The sequence below is a fragment of the Streptomyces sp. NPDC092952 genome (assembly GCF_044754785.1).
Lineage (GTDB): Bacteria > Actinomycetota > Actinomycetes > Streptomycetales > Streptomycetaceae > Streptomyces.
Map to the genome: position 1 here is coordinate 656605 of NZ_JBIVPT010000001.1, position 18933 is coordinate 675537.

Below are 18933 nucleotides of genomic sequence, written 5' to 3' on the forward strand. Positions count from 1 at the left end.
CGTCCGGTCCTACGAGGCCCGCGCCCTGCGCTCGTCGTACGCGGCGCGCGCGGCGTGCACCGCTTCGACGCTGCGGTCGGCCCAGCAGGCCAGCGCCCACACCTGTTCGGCGGCCTCCCGGCCCAGGGGGGTGAGCGTGTAGTCGACACGCGGCGGGATCACCGGCTTGGCGTCCCGGTGCACGAAACCGTCCCGTTCCAGCGTCTGGAGGGTCTGGGCCAGCATCTTCTCGCTGACCCCGCCCACCTCCCGGCGCAGCTCGCTGAACCGGTACGAGCGCTCCACCAGGGCTATCAGGACCAGCACACCCCAGCGGCTGGTGACGTGTTCGAGCACCGGCCGGGCCGGACACAACGGCTGGTTCACGGTCGGGCGCGGACCCAGGTCGCTTACGTTCACACCAGTACCTTACTTAGGAGTGGGTACTTACGAATAGTGAGCACCCGTCCTACGGTGAGCCATGCGGGCCGGTGGATCGATCCGGGCCGCGTACCCCCCAGGAGGAACCACCCATGAGCATCGTCGTCGCCGGAGCCACCGGAGAACTCGGCCGTCTGGTCGTCGAGGAGCTGCTGACCACCGTGGACGCGGGCGAGGTCGTCGCCGTCGTCCGTGACGAGGAGAAGGCGGCCCCGCTGGCCGCCCGGGGCGTGGAGGTCCGGGTCGCGGACTACGACCGCCCGGAGTCGCTCAAGGGCGTCTTCCGGGCCGGCGACCGGGTCCTGCTGATCTCCGGCAGCGCGGTCGGCAAGCGGGTGCCGCAGCACGCGGCGGTGATCGACGCGGCCGTGGCGGCGGGCGTGGCCCAGTTCGCGTACACCGGCATCCTGGGCGGCCCCGAGGCCGACTTCCGCCTGGCCGACGAGCACAAGGCCACCGAGCGGCTGATCCTCGACTCCGGCCTGCCGTACACCTTCCTGCGCAACGGCTGGTACACCGAGAACTACACGGCCAACCTGGGCCCGGTCCTGGCCCACGGCGCCGTCGTCGCCAACGCCGGTGACGGGCGGATCGCCTCCGCCACCCGGGCCGACTACGCCGCCGCGGCCGCCGCCGTGCTGACCGGCGAGGGCCACCTCAACGCGGCCTACGAGCTGAGCGGCGACGTCGCCTGGTCGCTCGCCGAGTACGCGGCGGCCGTCTCCGCCGCCACCGGCCGGGAGATCGCGTACCGGAACGTCCCGGCCGCCACGCACCAGGAGATCCTGACCGGCGCCGGGGTCCCGGAGTTCTTCGCGTCGATCCTCGTCGACGTGGACGAGGCGATCGAGCGCGGCCGGCTCGCCACCACCAGCGGCGACCTGGCCCGGCTGATCGGCCGCCCGACGACCCCGCTCGCCGAGACGGTGGCGGCCGCGGTGGCCCGCGCGTAACACCCGTTCCCCCGCTCCCCAGGAACCCCGCGTGTCATGACCGTATCCCGATACGGGTATGACACCGGGCCCTTCCCGGCGCTACCTTCGTGCGGTGGAACAGATACGCCTGGAGGGCCCGTGAAGGGGATCGACGAACAGCGGGCGGGTCTCCTGTCCGGCTTCAGCGCCTACGCCATGTGGGGGCTCGTCCCGCTCTTCTGGCCGCTGCTGAAGCCCGCCGGATCCATCGAGATCCTCGCCCATCGCATGACCTGGTCCCTCGGCTTCGTCCTCCTCGCGCTGCTGGCACTGCGCCGCTGGTCGTGGATCGGCGAGCTGGTGCGGCAGCCGGGCAAGCTCGGTCTGCTCACGGTGGCCGCCGTCACCATCACCATCAACTGGGGCCTGTACATCTGGTCGGTGAACAACGGCCACGTGGTGGAGGCGTCGCTCGGCTACTTCATCAACCCGCTGGTCACCATCGCCATGGGCGTCCTCTTCCTCGGCGAGCGGCTGCGCCCCGTGCAGTGGGTGGCGGTCGGCACGGGTCTCGCGGCGGTGCTGGTGCTGGCGATCGGCTACGGGCGTCCGCCGTGGATCTCGCTGACCCTGGCGTTCTCCTTCGCGACCTACGGCCTGATGAAGAAGAAGGTCAACATGGGCGGCCTGGAGTCGCTCACCGCCGAGACCGCCGTGATGTTCCTGCCGGCGCTCGGCTATCTGCTGTGGCTGGGCGCCCGGGGCGAGTCGTCCTTCGCCTCCGAGGGGCTCGGCCACTCGGCGCTGCTGGCGTCGGCGGGGCTCGTCACGGCCGTTCCGCTCATCCTGTTCGGGGCGGCGGCGATCCGGGTGCCGCTCTCCACCCTGGGGCTGTTGCAGTATCTGGCGCCGGTCTTCCAGTTCATCCTCGGTGTCGTCTACTTCCACGAGGCGATGCCGCCGGCGCGGTGGGCCGGGTTCGGCCTGGTGTGGCTGGCGCTGACCGTGCTGACCTGGGACGCGTTCCGAACGGCGCGACGGAACCGGGTGCGGGCGCGCGCGGCGCGGGAGGCGGCGGCCCGGGAGGGCGCACTCCCCCGCACCTCCGCCGCCCCGGCGCCCCGCCCGGCGGCCGAGGAACCGAGCCCTTCCCCCCACCCCTGATCCATAACGTTACCCGGTTGCATTTTTAACTCGGTTGCGGTTCTCTGGTCGTCCACGGAACCGCGACCGAGGAGCCCGCATGCCCGCCGCCGTACCTTCGTCCCCTGCCCCCGCCACCGCACCTGCGCCACCCGTCCCCGTACTGATCGTCGGTTCGGGTCCGACCGGTCTGACCCTGGCCTGCGACCTGGCCCGCCGCTCGGTGGGCGTGCGGATCATCGACCGCTCGCCCGGATTCCCGCGCAGTTCCCGGGCGAAGGGCCCGAATCCCCGGTCCTTGGAGGTGCTGGCGGATCTGGGGGTCGCCGACCGGGTGCTGGCGGCGGGTTCGGCGCCGTTGCCGATGCGGAAGTACCGGGACGGGCTGCCGGTCGCCGATGCCGATCCGGCCGCGTCGCTGCACCCGACGCCCGATGCCCCGTACGCCCATGGCCGGCTGATCGCCCAGTGGCAGCTGGAGGAGATCCTCCGGGAGCGCCTCGCGGAATTCGGTGTGCGGGTGGAGCTGGGAGCGGAGGCGGTCGGGCTGGCGGAGGCGGACGACCTGGTGACGGTCGCACTGGCGGACGGCCGGAGCATCGACGCCCGGTACGTGGTGGGCTGCGACGGCGCCCACAGCCGGGTGCGCAAGCTGCTCGGGGTCCCGTTCGGGGGCAAGACCGCGCCGGAGCAGTCGATGGTCTGCGGGGACGTGGAGGTGGAGGGTCTGGACCGGTCCATCTGGCACCAGTGGTTCGACGAGGACGGCGCCGTGATGCTGTGCCCGATCCCGGGCACGCGGGCGGGCTGGTGGTTCCAGGCGGGCCCGGAGCGGGACGCGGCGGGTGCGCCCGTGCCGCCGTCCCTGGAGAGTTTCCGGCGGCTGTTCGCCAAGCACACCCGCCTCCCGGCCGACCGTCTGACCGGGGCCACGCTGCTGTCCACGTACCGGGTCAACGAGCGGATGGCGGACCGTTACCGGGTGGGCCGCGTCCTGCTCGCCGGGGACGCCGCGCACGTCCACTCCGTCGCGGGCGGGCTGGGCATGAACACGGGCATCCAGGACGCGTTCAACCTGGGCTGGAAGCTCGCGCGGGTGGCCGCCGGTCCGGCGGACCCGCGTCTGCTGGACACGTACGAGGAGGAGCGGCTGCCGGTGGCCGCCTGGACCCTGGACATCACGGCGGACCGGCTCCGGGCGACCCTGGAGGCGATCCGCCGACCGGGCGGCGGCCTGGACACGGCGGTCTCCGGCGACACGACCGGCCTGGGCGTCGGCTACCCGTGGTCGTCGCTCGCGGGCCCGGGTTCCACACCCCGGCTGCGGCCGGGCGACCGGGCCCCGGACGCACCCTGCCGCTCCGCCGCGACCGGCGCGCCGATCCGCCTGTTCGACGCCTTCGCAGGCCCGCACTTCACCCTGCTCGGCTTCGGCCCCGACACGGCCGAGGCGCTCCGGGCGACGGAGGCGGCGTACGGCCCGGCCGTGCACGCGTACGGCGTGGACGCGGGCCCGTACGGGGACGGGTCCGGCACCGACGCGGAAACGGACGGTGCGGAGACGGACGCCGCACGCGGCCTCGTCGACGACGCCGGCCACGCCCGCACCGCCTACGGCCTCACCCCGCCCGCGCCGACCGGAACGCTCGTCCTGATCCGCCCGGACAACCACGTGGCCCTGATCGCCCCGGCCACCGAGCCCCACACGGTCATCGCCTATCTCTCCCGCACGACCGGCGCCCCCGCACCGCGCTGAGCGAGCGGCGCGTCGGAGGGGGTACACCGCCTGCGGCTCCGCGCCGAGGACCGGCCGGGCGCCAACGGGTACCGATCGGAATCCGGCGTATCGCGCCTCGTGCTGTAATCCTCCTTCCGAGGTCGAAGAGTTGGGGGGACAGGACGTGGCTGCGGGATCCGGACGCGCCGCCGGACTGCTGGTGGCAGCGGCGGTGCTGCCACTGACCGGTTGCGGCGGTAGCAGCGGCGACGCCGTCGAGACGACCGCGTCCACGGCGGCCGCGGTCGAGGCGGCGCGGGCCTACCAGCGTGCCTCGCTGCACCAGGACTGGAGGGCGGTCTGCGAGGGCATGACCGAACGCCTGCGGCGCAGGATGGACGCGAAGACGCTCGACGAATGCGTCGAGATCATCGGAGCGCCCGGGATCGGCGATCACCGGGACGCCCGGATGAGCACCGGCACGGCATTCGACGTCGAGGCGTTCGGCGACCACCCGGCGGGGATCGGGCTCCGGGTGACCGTCGACGAAGGACCGGGCCGGGTCGCGCACACCGCGCTGCGACTCGTCCCCGGCGAGGCGGGCGCATGGCTCGTCGACCAGGCGGTCAACATCCCCTCCCCGGGAGGCACGGGCCCCACGGCCGTACGCGACGCGCTGCGCCGCAATTGACTTCCGCTCCCCGGGCTAAGGCCCGGGGATTCCTACCACGGTCGGCTGACCGTCTCGGTGGGTTCCTGCTTCACCGCGCTGTGCCGGTACGGGGACCGGTCTCACCTGCGCTCGACAGGCTGACACCGCCAGTTCGGCGGCCCTGGCGACGTTGACCGCCGCGTTGATGTCGCGATCGAGGACGGACCCGCACGCCCCGCACTGCCACATGCGGACGTGGAGGGGCTTGGGCCCGTCCTTGACGCCGCACACGCAGCAGACCTGCGAGGTCGGCTCGAACCGCCCGATGCGGTGGAAGGACCGGCCGAACTTCGCGGCCTTGTACTCCAGCATCGCGACGAACGCAGACCATCCGGCGTCGTGGACGGACTTGGCCAGGCGTCTACGGGCGAGTCCCTTGACCGCCAGGTCCTCCACGGCAATCGCTTGGTTCTCGCGAATGATCCGTGTGGAGAGCTGGTGGTGGAACTCGCGCCGTGCGTCGGCGACCTGCGCGTGAGCACGGGCGACCTTGACGCGTGCCTTGGTCCTGTTGTTGCTTCCCTTGGCCTTGCGGCTCAGGCGCTTCTGTTCGCGCTTGAGCTTCTTCTCGGCCCGGCGCAGGAAGCGCGGGGCGTCGGTCTTCGTGCCGTCGGAAAGGACGGCGAAGTGCCCGAGACCGAGGTCGATGCCGACGACCGGCTCCACGTCAGGCAGCGTCTCGGGGTCGGTCTCGACGACGAAGGACGCGAAGTACCTGCCGGCCGCATCCTTTGAACTTCCCGCCGAAGGTGGCCCTGTCCAAGCTGGTCAACTCGCTGAAAGGCGTCGGCTCCCGCAGGCTCCGCCAGGAGTTTCCCGACCTCGTCCGGCACTAGTGGCAGGCTCAGCGGCTGTGGTCCGGTTCCCACTTCGCCGGACCAGTCGGCGGCGCGCCGCTGTCGATCGTCCGTCAGTACATCGAGCAGCAGAACCGTCCGCCCCAGCCTGCGGGTCAGAGCAGCACTCAGAATCGCTTTCCCCCCGCAAGCGGGGGAGCACCGCGATGAGTCCCGGTAGCCCGCGCCGTTTCCAGGGCACTACGCCCGCACACGCTCTCCGTCCGCGGGTTCCGGATCGATGACCAGCCGGGCGTGCAGCTCGACGTCGTACCGGACACCGTCGTAGGCGAGCTTCCGACGTTGCAGCCCCTCCACCGCGAACCCCGCCGCGTGGTCGACCCGGCATCGTGCCGGGTTGTCCACGCGATGCCCCAACTCCAGCCCCAACAAGTGGAGTAACCGACGCTCCGGGACGCGACAGCCCGGCAGCCGCTCATAGCCACTGCCTGCCGTCTCGGGGTGGACGCCCCCGGCCCCGCATCCGACCGGACGTTCAATGCCCTCAAGGGCTCCGGGCAGTGGCCACGCGATACGACAAGCGCGCTTACGTCTTCCATGGCACCGTGACCGCCACGGCACTCCGGCTCCGGCTTCGCCCGTAACCACCCTAGGGTTGCTCGTCGGCCCACGATCCGACCCAGGATTCGTCCAGCAGTTGCCGGGCCTCCATGTAGTCGTGGGTGAGGTCTCCCTCAAGCCATGCCTGGATCCACTGAGGGAAGGTCAGGTCAAGCTTGTGACGGTCGCCTTCTTCCCACCACCACATCTGCCCTTCGGGATGGCGACAGTCGAGCAGTGCCCACATCGCACATCCGAAGTCACAGAGGAACAGCACGCCTGGCGGTGGGGCGGGCGGATCTTCCGGGTCCGGCTCGGCGTTCAGACGGCCGAGATAGATGTTGACCATGCCCACCTCCTCATCGTGCAGGGGTGAGAAGCCGAGGAATGGACCGATGCCGCCGTCAGCGATCTCCAGGTAGAGGCGCCGGACCAGCGGCGGTAGCCGGAAACCGATTGCGCGCTCGGCGTCCTCAACCTCAACCAACGAAGCGGGTGCGGGTGCGGCCGGAGTGGATTCGCAATCATCAGTGGGCGGCCCGCCTTCACGCGGGCGCGGACGGCTTCGAACAGTTCGTCGTCAGTCACCGAGTGATCTTCGTACGTTCCAGGGTTGCCGGCCAGGACCTGGAGCGACCGGCCCCGCTTCGGTGTCGTCGGGAGCGCCAGGATTCACGATCACGACAGGATCCGCCGGACAGACCCAAACCGCAGATGGCGGGGATCGACCTCGACTCCGGTCTCCTCACGCAGCTCGCGGGCGGCGTCGCGTTCATGCAGTCATCGGAGGCCGTGGGGTTCGGGTTTCGCCCGCACGGCCTCCGTGATCCGCGCGCCGGCTGCTCATCTCGGGTGGGCGGAGAGGGTGTACGTCAGGTCGGTGTCCGGGACGACGACCAGGAGCGGACTGCCGCCCCTGAGATGCGCCTGCGCCTCACGCTGCCCCTTCCGGTCCGCGTACCACTCACGCAGCTCGGCCGGACGGTTCGGCGCACCACCGGCCGGCCGGGGCCGCCGCAGGTGCTGCGCCCACGCCGTCCCCTCCAGGTCCAGACGCGGACCGTCCTCGGGGTCATTGTCGAGCCGGTCCGCGATCCACAACGCCTGACCACCCAGCCACCGCACCGCCAACACCGGCGAGATCGTCTCGAACCTCCCCAGCACATACCGCGCCATCCGCCCGGAGTCCCCGAAGAACTCCACCGCCAACACCTCGCACCGGTAACCCCGCTGCCTCCCGGGCCTGTTCACACACCACCCCTGCTGCTCCGCAGATTCCGCAACGCGTTCTCCACACTCAACCGCTCCGCCGGAGTCAACGCCCGCACCCACCCCGGCTCCGCCTCCCACTCCACCCCACCACCCACCGGCCGCAACGACCAGTACGGCCCCACCACCCCACGAAACTCCCCCACCCGACCCCCACGCCCCTCATCCCGGAACAAGGCACCAGGGGGCGGAACTTCCGGCTCACCCGAAGTCCCCTCCGAGGGCCCCTGGCCGATCGGAACACCCGCGTTCTCACACACGTCAACTCCGCTCCGTAGTTGTCCCACTACCAAGAGGCTTCAGAGTGGCCTAGAGTCGGGCCGTCTTCAACGTTCCGGAATGGGAGGGCACGTTGGTCAACATCAAGCCGTTGAACCCGGAAGCAAGCCCGAGGGCGGCCTACGGAGCCCGGTTACGCAGTTCGCGCGAGTCGCGCGGCTGGACGCAGGATGAACTCGCCGGCCTGGGTGGCTACTCGGGCAGGCACGTCTCTGCCGTCGAAACTGGCCGCAAACCGCCAACGCTCCCGTTCTCGCGGAGCATGGATACTGTCTTCGGATTCACCAGTACCGCCGAATCGTTCGAACGCGCGTGGACAGAGCTGCGGAACGGCAGTCTGCTGGAGGGCTTCCCGGAGTACGTCGGCCAGGAGAACCGTGCGGCCGAAATCCGGATGTTCGACATCGGCGTGGTGCCGGGGCTGCTTCAGACGCCGGAGTACGCAACGGCCATCGAGGAAGGCCACGTTCGGCGGGGCACGATCACCCCAGACCAGGCCGCTGAGCGAGTCGAGGCGCTGTTGGACCGACAGGCGATCCTGGCTCGCCGCAATCCGCCGATCCTGATCGTGGTGCTGGATGAGAGCTGTATCCGTCGCGTGATCGGCAGCCCCGCTGCCATGGAGCGTCAGATGGCCCATCTGATCGAGTTCGCCGAGCGGCCGAACACCGTGATCCAGGTGGCCTCCTTCACCATGGGCGAGCGCCGTCCGTTCAACCGACTGGTGAACCTGCTGACCATGCCCGACCGCTCGGTGATGTCCTACGTGGAGTCCGAGACCAACGGGTACTTGGACAGGGAATTGACGTCTGTGCTGCCGTTGGTGAGGTACTACCATCAGCTTCAGGCCGAGTCGCTCTCCCAGGCGGCCTCCGTGGCCATGTTCGACGAGGCACGAAAGGGCACCCCGCGATGACCGATACCCCCTCTCCCCTCTGGACCAAGTCCTCGTACAGCGGTAGTGGCGGTTCCTGCGTCGAGTGGGCCCCGGCCCAGGTGCCCACCACCGGCATCGTCCCCGTACGCGACTCCAAGAACCCGGGTGGACCCGTGCTGCACGCCTCTTCCACCGCATTCGCGACCTTCGTCGCAGGTGTCAAGAGCGGAGACTTCGGAGCCGCCTGACCAACGGGCATCCCGCACCTCTCGTCCGCAAGGCCCCACCGTGCAGCCCACGGTGGGGCTTCGCGCTTTCCGGCCCCACCTGTTTACCCCCTCACCCCGAAGGGCACCTGGAACGCGGCATGGCTTTCGCGTTCCCCCGGGCAGTCACGAAAGGGTTCCCATGACGGTCAAAGCTCCCCGCTGGACCAAGTCCTCCTACAGCAACAACGGCGGCGACTGCGTCGAGGTCGCCACCAACCTCGCCGCCCCGCACGGCATCGTCCCCGTACGCGACTCCAAGAACCCGCACGGACCCGTACTCCGCACCACCCCCACCGCCTTCACCACCTTCGTCACAGGGGTCAAGAGCGGAGGCTTCGGCGGGGGCCCGGCCTAGGTACTGGCGGGCTCTCGGATTCAGCGGTCGCCACGATGCCCGGCAGATCAGCGTGATCGTTGCTCTCCGTGTTTTCTACCGGGCGGACGCAAGTGGCGCAGAGTGCCGCCATGACCTGCAACGGCAGTCGTTCGGGGGTGCTGGAGGCCATGCGGTGGACCTGAGAGGCGGACAGGCTGATGCGGGTTTTCGTGGTCGGGCTGACGGTGGGGTGCGGCAGAGTGGCCGTATGGGAAAAAGTCTTGGGACTGTGGTAATCACCGGTGCGGCCGGGCGAGTTGGGTCGGCGGTGCGGGTCGGCTTGCGCGGTGACGTCGAGCGCCTGGTGCTTGTCGACCGTGTTGGTCTCGCCGTGCAGGACGCGGTCGAGGAGGTGCGGCAGTTCGACCTGCGTGACGCCGAGGCGGTGACGGCGGCTTTGGCGGGCGCCGACGCGGTGGTGCATCTGGGCGGGGTCCCGGATGAGGCGCCCTTGCCGGACCTGCTGGACGGCAACGTTCTGGGGACGCACAACGTGCTGGAGGGGGCACGGCGGCAAGGGGTCGGGCGGGTGCTGCTCGCCAGCAGCAACCGTCTCACCGGCTTCTATCCGGCGTCGCAGACAGTGACTGCCGAGATGCCTCCACGACCGGATGGCCTCTATGGGGTGAGCAAGGTCGCGGTCGAGGCCCTGGGACGCCTGTATGCGGACAAGTTCGGCCTGTCCGTGGTGTGTCTGCGCATCGGAAGCTTCGAGGACGTACCAACCGAGCACCGTCACCTGGCGACGTGGCTGAGCCCCCGCGACTGCCTCGGTTTCATTCGTGCGGCCCTCCTCGCCCGCGACGTCCACTTCGAGACCGTCTATGCCGTTTCCGCCAATGCCCGCCGGTTCTGGGACATCGAAGCCGGAGCGGCCTTGGGATACGTGCCCATGGACGACGCGGAAGCGCATGCGCCGGGTCTCCCACCGGGCGGGGACGCGGCGAGCAGCCTGCAGGGCGGCGCCTATGCCGATGCGGAGTACACGCTTCGGCATGTGTGAAGTCGGTTGAACGCGGTGGCCGGGCAGGCCGGCCACCGGTTCCGATCGCCGTGGTCCTCCTCCGCCCCGAAGGGACGTCGGCCCGGTTCGGCTACACGCCGGTGGCGCCGTCGACGCGTTCGCGGACCAGGTCGGCGTGCCCGTTGTGGCGGGCGTACTCCTCGATCATGTGGACGTAGATCCAGCGGAGGCTGACCTCCTGCCCCATGAAGCGGCCCGTGTCGGTCAGCGGGCGCCCGGCGCAGTGCTCGCGGGCGCGGGCGATCTCCGCGTGCCAGGTGGTGAGGGCGGCGTCCAGGGTGGCGCCGGCGGCCACGTCGAAGCCGCCGTCGGGGCTGTTCGGGTCGGCCTGCGGGTCATGGATGGGCGGGGCCTGCTCGCCGGCGAAGACGCGGCGGAACCAGTTCCGTTCGACCTCCGCCATGTGCTGGACCAGGCCGGTCAGCGTGAAGCCGGACGGTGGTACGGAGGCCGTCGCGGCCTGTTCGTCGTCCAGTCCCTCGCACTTCATGGCCAGGGTGGTGCGGTGGAAGTCGAGCCAGCCTTCGAGCGTCGTGCGCTCGTCGGCGTTCAGGGGCGGCATGGGTCGGTCGATGGCGCTCATCGGTCGATTATCGCCAGCTCCCGAAGCCCGCCCGCGGGCAGGACCCGTACCCCCTGGAAAAGGTGTGACACTTCACCGGTCGATCGTCACATTCTTCTCCGAGCGCCCCCGGGAAGGCACGCCCCGGCCCGGGACCGGGCGGTCAGATGGGCCTCGATGCGGGCGATCGTCCGGGCGTTGTCCTCGAACAGGTGCGCCTGCATGCCCGTCGCCTCGGCGGCCTCGACGTTCGCCGCGACGTCGTCGATGAACAGGCAGTCCTCCGGCCGTACTTCCAGGGCGGCGCACGCGGCTTCGAAGGCGCGCGGGTCCGGCTTCCCGATCCCGAGCTCGTGCGAGTACACGATCCGTTCGACCAGTTCACCGAAGCGGTACGCCGTCTCCTCCCGCTCCCGCGCGCCGACAAAGCTGTTGCTCAGGATGCCCAGCCGGCACCGTCCGCGCAGCCCCCGTACGTAGGCGATGAGTTCCTCGTTGGGCGTCCCCAGGTACTCCGTCCACAAGTCGGCTATGAAGGCTTCGAGTTGGGAGGCGTCGAGCCCCAGGCGTACGGCCACCTGCTCGTGGACCTCGCGTTCACCGACGCGTCCGACGCTTCCGGCCCGCCACACCTCCCCCAGCCGCGCGTGCACCGTGCCGGGCGGCCACCCCAGCCGTTCCTCCCAGCGCTCCAGCCACCCCGTCTCCGGCGTGATCTCCAGTACGCCGCCGATGTCGAGAATGACGCAGGCCTCCGTCATGCGGCCTCCCCCTCCGTCCGTCGCGTCGACGAGCACGGCCGCTCGCCGACGCGATCCATGGAGCCACCCTCGGCCTTCCCCCAAGGGCAGGGTCAACGGGCGGGCCGCGACGTTCCGAGGAGGCGCCTCAGCCGCAGCAGCCCCCGGCTCCGGCGGCGGCCGCCGCCGGAGCGGGCGCGGGCGCCGTGGACGGCTTGGTGGCGCGGACGATCGCCGCGTGCATGCCGTCGGCCACCGCGTGGGTGGGCACGATCTCGATGTCCGTGAACCCGGCGGCCGCCAGACCGGACCGGTACTCGGCGAACGAGAGGGCCCCGGCGATGCAGCCCACGTAATCACCGCGCTCGGCCCGCTGGGCGGGGGTGAGGGCGTCGTCGGCGACGACGTCGGAGACGCCGACCCGGCCGCCCGGCCGCAGAACGCGGAAGATCTCGGCGAACACGGCCGGCTTGTCGGTGGACAGATTGATCACGCAGTTGGAGATGACGACGTCGATCGTGGCCGCCGGAAGCGGGACCGCCTCGATCGTGCCCTTGAGGAATTCGACGTTCCGCGCGCCCGCCTTCGCCGCGTTGGCGAGGGCCAGCGCCAGCATCTCCTCGGTCATGTCGAGCCCGTACGCCTTGCCGGTGGGGCCGACGCGGCGGGCGGACAGCAGGACGTCGATACCGCCGCCGGACCCGAGGTCCAGGACCCGCTCGCCCTCGCGGAGATCGGCGACGGCGGTGGGGTTGCCGCAGCCGAGGGAGGCGGCGACGGCCTCGGTGGGCAACGCGCCGCGCTCGTCGTCGGCGTACAGGACCGAACCGAAGTTCTCGTCGATCTCCACCGGCTCGGCGCCGCAACAGCCCGCGCCGACGCCCTCGGCGCCCCCGGCACCCTCGGTGACCTGGAGCGCGGAGGCCGCGTAACGGCGGCGGACGGTCTCACGCAGTTCGATGGGGTCGGTCATGGCCACTCCTCGGTTCGTCGCACGGGACACACCCACTGCATTGACGTTCATCGATGCAACCTTGCGCTCTGGATCGAAGTTCGTCAACATAGAAGAATGTCGAAACAAGAATGGGTCGTGCTCGGCCAGGACGAGGGAGCGGGCTCCGAGGGCTGCTGTCCGACGCTGCTGACCGCGCCCATGGACGAGGACCGGGCCACCGAGCTGGCGAAGGTGTTCAAGGCGCTCGGCGACCCGGTCCGGCTGCGACTGCTGTCGATGATCGCCTCACGGGCCGGCGGGGAGATCTGCGTCTGCGACCTGACCCCGGCCTTCGACCTGTCGCAGCCGACCGTCTCCCACCACCTGAAACTGCTGAAGCAGGCCAGGCTGATCGCCTCCGAGCGGCGGGGCACCTGGGTCTACTACCGGCTCGTCCCCGAGACCACCGACCGGCTCGCCGCCGTACTGGCCCGGCCGGACGAGACCGCGGCGGACGCCTCGTGACCGGGACGGAGACGGCATCGGCGTCGGTGCCCGTGTCGGGGCAGGTCGCGGGTCGGCTGTCGTTCGTCGACCGGTTCCTCGCGGTGTGGATCCTGGTGGCGATGGGGGCGGGGCTCGGGCTGGGGCGGCTGGTGCCGGGGCTGGGCGACGCGCTCGCGAAGGTGACCGTCACGGGCGTCTCGCTGCCGATCGCGCTCGGCCTGCTGGTGATGATGTACCCCGTGCTCGCGAAGGTCCGCTACGACCGGCTGGGCACCGTCACGCGCGACCGGCGCCTGCTGCTGCCCTCGCTGCTGCTGAACTGGATCGTCGGCCCGGCGCTGATGTTCGCGCTGGCCTGGCTCCTCCTGCCGGATCTGCCCGAGTACCGGACCGGGCTGATCGTCGTGGGCCTCGCCCGCTGCATCGCCATGGTCATCATCTGGAACGACCTGGCGTGCGGGGACCGGGAGGCCGCCGCCGTGCTGGTCGCGCTCAACAGCGTCTTCCAGGTCCTCGCCTTCGCCGGTCTCGGCTGGTTCTACCTGTCCGTCCTGCCGGGATGGCTCGGGCTGGAGCAGACCGTGCTGGACGTGTCGGTGTGGGAGATCGCCCGCTCCGTACTGATCTTCCTCGGCATCCCGCTGCTCGCCGGGTTCCTCACCCGCCGCCTGGGCGAACGCGCCCGGGGCCGTAGCTGGTACGAGTCGAAGCTGGTCCCCCGGATCGGGCCGTTCGCCCTGTACGGGCTGCTGTTCACCATCGTGGTGCTCTTCGCGCTCCAGGGCGACGCCATCACCTCCCGGCCGCTCGACGTGGCCCGGATCGCGCTGCCGCTGCTGGTGTACTTCGCGGTCATGTGGACGGGCTCCATGGCGCTGGGGCGCCTGGTCGGCCTGGACTACCCGCGCGCCACGACCCTCGCGTTCACCGCGGCGGGCAACAACTTCGAGCTGGCCATCGCGGTCGCCATCGCCACCTTCGGCGCCTCGTCGGGCCAGGCGCTCGCCGGAGTGGTCGGCCCGCTCATCGAAGTACCGGTCCTCATCGGGCTGGTCCATGTCGCACTCGCCGCCCGCCGGTACTTCCCGGCCGACACCCCCGAAGGAACCGTCCGTGCCTGAGACCCCCGCCACCGACCGGAAGCCCTCGGTGCTGTTCGTCTGCGTCCACAACGCGGGCCGTTCGCAGATGGCCGCGGCCTGGCTCAGCCACCTCGCCGGGGACCGGATCGAGGTCCGCTCCGCCGGCTCCGCACCGGCCGGGGCCGTCAACCCGGTCGCCGTCGCCGCCATGGCCGAGGCCGGGGTAGACATCTCCGCCGAAGTGCCCAAGGTCCTGACCACCGGCGCCGTCCGCGCCGCCGACGCCGTCGTCACGATGGGCTGCGGGGACACCTGCCCCGTCTTCCCGGGCAAGCGCTACCTGGACTGGGTGCTCGACGACCCGGCGGGCCAGGGCATCGACACCGTCCGCGCCGTCCGGGACCGGATCAAGGAGCTGGTGGAGGGGCTGATCGCCGAACTCGCCCCGGCCGGCGGCGGGGAACCGGCCGTCGGCGGGCAACCGGCCGTCGGCGCCGCCCAGGCCGAAGAATCGTCCTGAGGGCTGTCCCGCAATCCGTGGTGGACCAGCGTGCGGCCCCGGACGAAGGCCGCCCGGTCCATCGGGGCGGAGCTCGGGATCGGTCGCGGGGAGTAGGGCCCGCGCCCCATGTGCGCCACGGGGCCCGGCCTCTAGGGTCGGCGTTCATGGAGACGACCACCGGGAACGTCCGGCGCCGGACGGAAGAACGCAGGCGCGACACGCTGGAACGGCTCGGCGGTGAACGCGACATCTGGGTGTCGACGGCGCACCCCGAGCACGGGCCGCACCAGGTGCCCCTGTGGTTCCTGTGGGACGGGCAGGCCGTCTGGTTGTGCACCACCGCCGCCTCCGCGACCGCGCGGAACGTCCGGGCGGAGCCCCGCGTACGGCTGGCGCTCCAGGACACCATGGACGTGGTGCTCCTCCAGGGCGAGGCGGAGTGCTTCTCGGACCGGGAGGTGCCGGGGGAGGCGGCGGACGCGTACACCGCGAAGTTCGGCTGGGACCCGCGTACGGAGGAGGCCCCCCACCTGTACGTGCGCGTGGCGCCCCGGACCGTACGCGCCTGGCACGGCGTGCCCGAGCTGCGCGGCCGGGTCGTCATGCGCGACGGGGTGTGGGTGGAGTAGGGCGCTCCGCCCCCGGGGCGGCGGGGCTCCCCACTCACACGTCGGAGCGCCGGATCAGTCGTCGATGTCGACGCGGTCGAACTCCCACAGCTGGGTGGGCGATCCGCTGCGCCCGTCCAGCTTGACCTGCGGGACGTCGTCCCGGTCCAGCGTGGCGATCCGGTCGGCGCCGGGGAGCCCGATGGTGAACCTGCGGTTGCCCGCGGGCTCGATGGTCCACTCGCCGGGCTTCTTCGTGGCCGAGAGGAAGACCGCGTCCTCCCGCGGGACGAAGGCGTAATGGCCGAACTGGGCCGGGCCCGCGCTGATCGTGTACCGGTCGGGGGCGACCTCCTTCACCGTCCACCTCTCGACGAGCTGGCCGCCGAAGTACCGCAGCGGGACGTCGATCGGCGGATAGATCAGCGGAACGGGGCCGATGCCCAGGCCGGACCCCGGCTCGGAGGCCACGTTGTGGATCACGTAGACGCCCGGGACGGGGGCGGCCGGGGCCGGGGCGGCGGTGGGGGTCGCCGCATGGGTGGGCACGGTGGCGGTGAGGCTCAGGACGGCGAGCGCCGCGGCTGCCAGGATCTTCTTCATGCCGGAGGAACGAACGCCTCCGGCCCGGGTCACGCCCCGGTACGCGATCCGGGGGACGCGGAACGGGGCGCGGGGCGGCGCGTGCGCCGGGTCACTTCCGCCAGAACAGGTGGTGCGTCACCCCGCTCGGGCTGGGGACGATGTCCACGTGGAAGCGGTCGCGCAGCTCGTCCGGGGACTCCCAGAGCCGCGAACCGGCCCCGAGCTCCACCGGCGACACCGCCACGTGCAACGTGTCCACCAGGTCGGCTTCGAGGAACGCCCGGATGATGGTGGCCCCGCCGCCCAGGCGCACGTCCTTGCCCCGCGCCGCCTCCTTCGCCCGTTCGAGCACCGCGGCCGGGGTGTCGTCGACGAAGTGGAACGTGGTGTCGGAGAGCGTGAACGACGGGCGCGGGTGGTGCGTCATCACGAACACCGGGGTGTGGAACGGGGGCGTCTCGCCCCACCAGCCGAGCCAGTCGTGGTTCTGCCAAGGACCCACCTGGGGGCCGAACTTGCGGCGGCCCATGATCTCCGCGCCGATGTTGTGGTGGAAGTCCCGGGTGAGGTAGTCGTCGAGGCCCCGGCTGCCGCCGGGGTCGGTCCGGTTCGGCCAGCTCGCGGTGGCCCCGGCCCAGGAGACCAGGGCCCCGGGGTCGGCGTGCCCGAAGGGCGTCTCCAGGCTCTGGCCCTCCCCCGCCCCGAAACCGTCGCTCGATACGCAGAAGTTCTGGACCTTCAGCAGCTGTCCCATATCTCTCTTCCCATGTGTGGCCCGGTACGGCAGGTCTGCCGCACCGGTTCGGACTGTGGATCTTCCGTGCAGGTGAGGACTGTTCCGAGCCGGAGAACTCATCGGGTCCGGTGGTGCGGCCCGCGCCACCGGACCGATAACCGGAGCGGTCTCCTACGCTTATCGCCATGGCCAGCCCTTCCGCGTACGCCCTCGTCGCCACCGATCTGGACGGCACCCTGCTGCGCAGCGACGACACCGTGAGCCTCCGGACCCGGGCGGCGCTCGCGCTGGCCGCGCGCGCGGGTGCCCGGCATCTCGTGGTGACGGGGCGGCCGGTGCCCGCGATACGCGGACTCCTGGACGGGCTCGGCTACCGGGGGCCCGCCGTGTGCGGGCAGGGGGCCCAGCTGTACGACGCCGGGTCCGGGCGGCTGCTGCACGCACTCACCCTGGACCGGGAGGCGGCCGAGACGGCGCTCGCCAAGATCGAGGCCCAGGTGGGGCCGGTCTTCGCCGCCGTGGACCAGGAAGGGACCGAGGGGCGGACCCTGATCGAGCCGGGTTTCCGGATGCCCCATCCGAGGCTCCCGGCCCAACGGATCGAGAAGCGGGCCGAGTTGTGGTCCGCGCCCGTGCTGAAAGTGCTCGTGCGCCATCCGCAGCTCACCGACGACGCGCTGGCCGCGGCGGCCCGCGCGACCGTCGGCGGACTCGCCACCGTCACCCTCTCCGGCCCCGGCACGGTCGAACTCCAGCCGTACGGCGTCGACAAGGGCACCGGGCTGGCGCTGGCCGCCGCGTACCTCGGCGTGGACCCCGGGGCCTCGATCGCGTTCGGGGACATGCCCAACGACCTGCCCCTGTTCCGCACCGCCGGGCACGGTGTGGCCATGGCCGACGCCCATCCGGAACTGCGGGCCGCCGCGGACGAGGTGACCGGGTCGAACGACCGGGACGGGGTCGCGCAGGTGCTGGAGCGGCTGTACGGCTGACGGGCGGGCCCTGAGGCGTGTTCCGTCGGACCGCCGCCGACCGCCGGGCGACGGCGGTCGGCAGTGGCCCGACGACACCCCCGGGCGGCGGCACGGGAACGGGACCGACGGGGGCGCGGTCGGCGAAGGCGCGGACGACGGGGGCACGGGGCGCGCCCGTCAGAGCGTCATGACGCAGTAGAGCCGGTGCGGCTCGGGGTGGGCCCGTGCCGTCTCGGCCAGCTCCGCCAGGTCGTCCAGGAAGCCGGCCAGCTCCTCGGGCTCGGCGTCTCCCCCGAACTCCTCGATCCCCGACCAGGCCTCGGCCACCGCCGCGAAGCCGCCGGGTCTCGCCGCCGTGAGCGCGTCGCGCAGCTCGTCGGTGAGCGTGACCAGCCAGCGGGAGTCGTCCTCCGGGGAGCTGAGGAGCCGGTTGAAGCGCGGGAGCGACCTGACGTCCTCGTACGGCGTGCCGGTCAGCCCGCTCTCGGCCTGACCCAGCTGTACGTACGGCTCGATCCCCTTGACCGGGAGCAGCGGGTGGCCGGACTCCTCGATGCCGCGCTCGAAGGCGTCCAGCGCGGCCGCGTCGTCCGGCGCGCTGAAGTAGTCGTAGAAAATCCCCATGCCCGCATGCTGGCACGCGGGTCTGACAATCCGTCCGAACCGGTGGCACGGGCCCCGGTTCAGGGGGTGGGCGTCGCCCCGATCGAGCGGAGCACATGCGCGACCAGGGCGGCGATCTCCTTCTCGTCCTGCATCGGCCTGCGCAGCACATGGCGGAAGTACAGCGGCCCGATCAGCATCTCCACCGCCAGCCGCAGATCGGCGTCCGGCGGTATCTGGCCCTGTTCCTGGGCCCGCCGCAGCCGGTCGACCGCCTCTTCGAAGCGGGGGTCGAGCAGCTTGCCGCGTACCGTGCGGGTCAGTTCCTCGTCGTGGTGCATCTCGGAGAGGATTCCGGCGAACGCGGGGCCCAGCGGCGGGGTGGAGACCAGCCGTGAAGCACTCTCCAGCGTGGCCCGGAGATCGGCGACGACGTCCCCGGTGTCGTGGTACGTCATCGTGTCGACCAGGCCCTCGGCGAACGCTTCGAGGAGCACCGCGCTCTTCGACGGCCACCAGCGGTAGATCGTCTTCTTGCTGACACCGGCCCGGGCCGCGATGGCCTCGACGGTGACCCGGCCGTACCCCTTCTCCGTGCACAGTTCGAGGGCCGCCGTCAGCGTGGCCCTCCGTGATCGCTCGCTACGGCGCTCTGAAAACGGCGATGTGATCATTCGGTGAGCATAGGGGTGTTTGAACAGGG

General features: G+C 71.3%; 25 protein-coding genes and 2 pseudogenes. 14 read left to right on the plus strand and 13 right to left on the minus strand.

Features of this window, described 5'->3' with window-relative positions; translation table 11 throughout:
* Positions 1–9: 9 nt before the first annotated feature.
* Complete coding sequence (locus ACIQGQ_RS03025) at positions 10–399, minus strand: winged helix-turn-helix transcriptional regulator (protein ID WP_402389847.1); 390 nt, start codon at positions 397–399, stop codon at positions 10–12.
* 113 nt (positions 400–512) lie between these two features.
* Between ACIQGQ_RS03025 and ACIQGQ_RS03030 the strand changes: the two genes are divergently transcribed.
* From ACIQGQ_RS03030 to ACIQGQ_RS03045, 4 genes are all read left to right on the plus strand, one after another.
* Positions 513–1373: an NmrA family NAD(P)-binding protein gene (locus ACIQGQ_RS03030; protein ID WP_402389850.1), complete on the plus strand. Its 861-nt coding sequence runs from the start codon at positions 513–515 to the stop codon at positions 1371–1373.
* A 120-nt stretch (positions 1374–1493) separates the two neighbouring features.
* Positions 1494–2498, plus strand: coding sequence for an EamA family transporter RarD (gene rarD / locus ACIQGQ_RS03035; RefSeq protein ID WP_402389853.1), 1005 nt, complete (start codon positions 1494–1496; stop codon positions 2496–2498).
* Between the two features lie 79 nt (positions 2499–2577).
* A complete protein-coding gene (locus tag ACIQGQ_RS03040; protein WP_402389856.1) occupies positions 2578–4233 on the plus strand; it encodes an FAD-dependent monooxygenase in 1656 nt (551 codons plus the stop codon).
* 145 nt (positions 4234–4378) lie between these two features.
* Positions 4379–4885 (plus strand): hypothetical protein, encoded by a 507-nt coding sequence (locus tag ACIQGQ_RS03045; protein ID WP_402389858.1) that lies wholly within the window; start codon positions 4379–4381, stop codon positions 4883–4885.
* Between the two features lie 15 nt (positions 4886–4900).
* Here ACIQGQ_RS03045 and ACIQGQ_RS03050 read toward each other — a convergent pair.
* Positions 4901–5659 (minus strand): annotated as a pseudogene (locus tag ACIQGQ_RS03050) (RNA-guided endonuclease TnpB family protein); the annotation flags it as partial.
* On the opposite strand from ACIQGQ_RS03050, the pseudogene tnpA reads away from it, so the two are divergent.
* A pseudogene (gene tnpA, locus ACIQGQ_RS03055) lies at positions 5638–5844 on the plus strand (IS200/IS605 family transposase); the annotation flags it as partial. The pseudogenes ACIQGQ_RS03050 and tnpA overlap by 22 nt on opposite strands.
* A 99-nt stretch (positions 5845–5943) precedes the next feature.
* Here the strand turns inward: tnpA and ACIQGQ_RS03060 are convergent.
* The 4 genes from ACIQGQ_RS03060 to ACIQGQ_RS03075 form a co-directional block, all read right to left on the minus strand.
* The gene (locus ACIQGQ_RS03060) at positions 5944–6108 is read right to left on the minus strand and encodes a hypothetical protein (RefSeq protein ID WP_402389860.1); all 165 of its coding nucleotides are present in this window, start codon (positions 6106–6108) and stop codon (positions 5944–5946) included.
* Between the two features lie 244 nt (positions 6109–6352).
* A complete protein-coding gene (locus ACIQGQ_RS03065; protein ID WP_402389863.1) occupies positions 6353–6790 on the minus strand; it encodes an SMI1/KNR4 family protein in 438 nt (145 codons plus the stop codon).
* 356 nt (positions 6791–7146) lie between these two features.
* A complete protein-coding gene (locus ACIQGQ_RS03070; RefSeq protein WP_402389866.1) occupies positions 7147–7506 on the minus strand; it encodes a hypothetical protein in 360 nt (119 codons plus the stop codon).
* 44 nt (positions 7507–7550) lie between these two features.
* Complete coding sequence (locus ACIQGQ_RS03075) at positions 7551–7808, minus strand: hypothetical protein (protein WP_402390305.1); 258 nt, start codon at positions 7806–7808, stop codon at positions 7551–7553.
* Positions 7809–7924: 116 nt separating this feature from the next.
* Here ACIQGQ_RS03075 and ACIQGQ_RS03080 point away from each other — a divergent pair, with 116 nt between their 5' ends.
* From ACIQGQ_RS03080 to ACIQGQ_RS03095, 4 genes are all read left to right on the plus strand, one after another.
* Positions 7925–8767, plus strand: coding sequence for a Scr1 family TA system antitoxin-like transcriptional regulator (locus ACIQGQ_RS03080; RefSeq protein ID WP_402389868.1), 843 nt, complete (start codon positions 7925–7927; stop codon positions 8765–8767).
* Complete coding sequence (locus tag ACIQGQ_RS03085; RefSeq protein WP_402389870.1) at positions 8764–8976, plus strand: DUF397 domain-containing protein; 213 nt, start codon at positions 8764–8766, stop codon at positions 8974–8976. Before ACIQGQ_RS03080 ends, ACIQGQ_RS03085 begins: the two co-directional genes overlap by 4 nt.
* 160 nt (positions 8977–9136) lie before the next feature.
* Positions 9137–9352, plus strand: a complete 216-nt coding sequence (locus ACIQGQ_RS03090) for a DUF397 domain-containing protein (RefSeq protein ID WP_402389871.1) — start codon at positions 9137–9139, stop codon at positions 9350–9352.
* A 229-nt stretch (positions 9353–9581) separates the two neighbouring features.
* Entirely contained in the window at positions 9582–10376 is a 795-nt protein-coding gene (locus ACIQGQ_RS03095) for an NAD-dependent epimerase/dehydratase family protein (RefSeq protein ID WP_402389874.1), read from the plus strand.
* A 91-nt stretch (positions 10377–10467) separates the two neighbouring features.
* On the opposite strand, the gene ACIQGQ_RS03100 is transcribed toward ACIQGQ_RS03095, so the two are convergent.
* The 3 genes from ACIQGQ_RS03100 to arsM form a co-directional block, all read right to left on the minus strand.
* Positions 10468–10980 (minus strand): DinB family protein, encoded by a 513-nt coding sequence (locus ACIQGQ_RS03100; RefSeq protein ID WP_402389877.1) that lies wholly within the window; start codon positions 10978–10980, stop codon positions 10468–10470.
* A gap of 86 nt (positions 10981–11066) precedes the next feature.
* A complete protein-coding gene (locus ACIQGQ_RS03105; RefSeq protein WP_402389880.1) occupies positions 11067–11720 on the minus strand; it encodes an HAD-IA family hydrolase in 654 nt (217 codons plus the stop codon).
* 127 nt (positions 11721–11847) lie between these two features.
* Positions 11848–12672, minus strand: a complete 825-nt coding sequence (arsM, locus tag ACIQGQ_RS03110) for an arsenite methyltransferase (RefSeq protein WP_402389882.1) — start codon at positions 12670–12672, stop codon at positions 11848–11850.
* Between the two features lie 96 nt (positions 12673–12768).
* On the opposite strand from arsM, the gene ACIQGQ_RS03115 reads away from it, so the two are divergent.
* From ACIQGQ_RS03115 to ACIQGQ_RS03130, 4 genes are all read left to right on the plus strand, one after another.
* Positions 12769–13158 carry an ArsR/SmtB family transcription factor gene (locus tag ACIQGQ_RS03115; RefSeq protein WP_402389884.1) on the plus strand — a complete coding sequence of 130 codons (390 nt, stop codon included), beginning with the start codon at positions 12769–12771 and terminating at the stop codon, positions 13156–13158.
* Between the two features lie 32 nt (positions 13159–13190).
* On the plus strand, positions 13191–14261 hold the full coding sequence (gene arsB / locus ACIQGQ_RS03120; protein ID WP_402390308.1) for an ACR3 family arsenite efflux transporter: 1071 nt from the start codon (positions 13191–13193) through the stop codon (positions 14259–14261).
* Positions 14254–14742, plus strand: a complete 489-nt coding sequence (locus tag ACIQGQ_RS03125; protein WP_402389886.1) for an arsenate reductase ArsC — start codon at positions 14254–14256, stop codon at positions 14740–14742. The genes arsB and ACIQGQ_RS03125 overlap by 8 nt, the downstream gene beginning before the upstream one ends.
* Before the next feature lie 146 nt (positions 14743–14888).
* The gene (locus ACIQGQ_RS03130) at positions 14889–15353 is read left to right on the plus strand and encodes a pyridoxamine 5'-phosphate oxidase family protein (protein WP_402389889.1); all 465 of its coding nucleotides are present in this window, start codon (positions 14889–14891) and stop codon (positions 15351–15353) included.
* A gap of 54 nt (positions 15354–15407) precedes the next feature.
* Here the strand turns inward: ACIQGQ_RS03130 and ACIQGQ_RS03135 are convergent, their stop codons facing one another.
* Positions 15408–15935 (minus strand): RICIN domain-containing protein, encoded by a 528-nt coding sequence (locus ACIQGQ_RS03135; protein WP_402389892.1) that lies wholly within the window; start codon positions 15933–15935, stop codon positions 15408–15410.
* Between the two features lie 91 nt (positions 15936–16026).
* Positions 16027–16671: a dihydrofolate reductase family protein gene (locus tag ACIQGQ_RS03140; RefSeq protein ID WP_402389894.1), complete on the minus strand. Its 645-nt coding sequence runs from the start codon at positions 16669–16671 to the stop codon at positions 16027–16029.
* Between the two features lie 167 nt (positions 16672–16838).
* Between ACIQGQ_RS03140 and ACIQGQ_RS03145 the strand changes: the two genes are divergently transcribed.
* Positions 16839–17645: an HAD family hydrolase gene (locus ACIQGQ_RS03145; RefSeq protein ID WP_402389896.1), complete on the plus strand. Its 807-nt coding sequence runs from the start codon at positions 16839–16841 to the stop codon at positions 17643–17645.
* A 159-nt stretch (positions 17646–17804) separates the two neighbouring features.
* Here the strand turns inward: ACIQGQ_RS03145 and ACIQGQ_RS03150 are convergent, their stop codons facing one another.
* Entirely contained in the window at positions 17805–18251 is a 447-nt protein-coding gene (locus ACIQGQ_RS03150; RefSeq protein ID WP_402389898.1) for a hypothetical protein, read from the minus strand.
* Between the two features lie 59 nt (positions 18252–18310).
* Positions 18311–18904, minus strand: a complete 594-nt coding sequence (locus ACIQGQ_RS03155; protein WP_402389901.1) for a TetR/AcrR family transcriptional regulator — start codon at positions 18902–18904, stop codon at positions 18311–18313.
* Positions 18905–18933 lie beyond the last annotated feature (29 nt).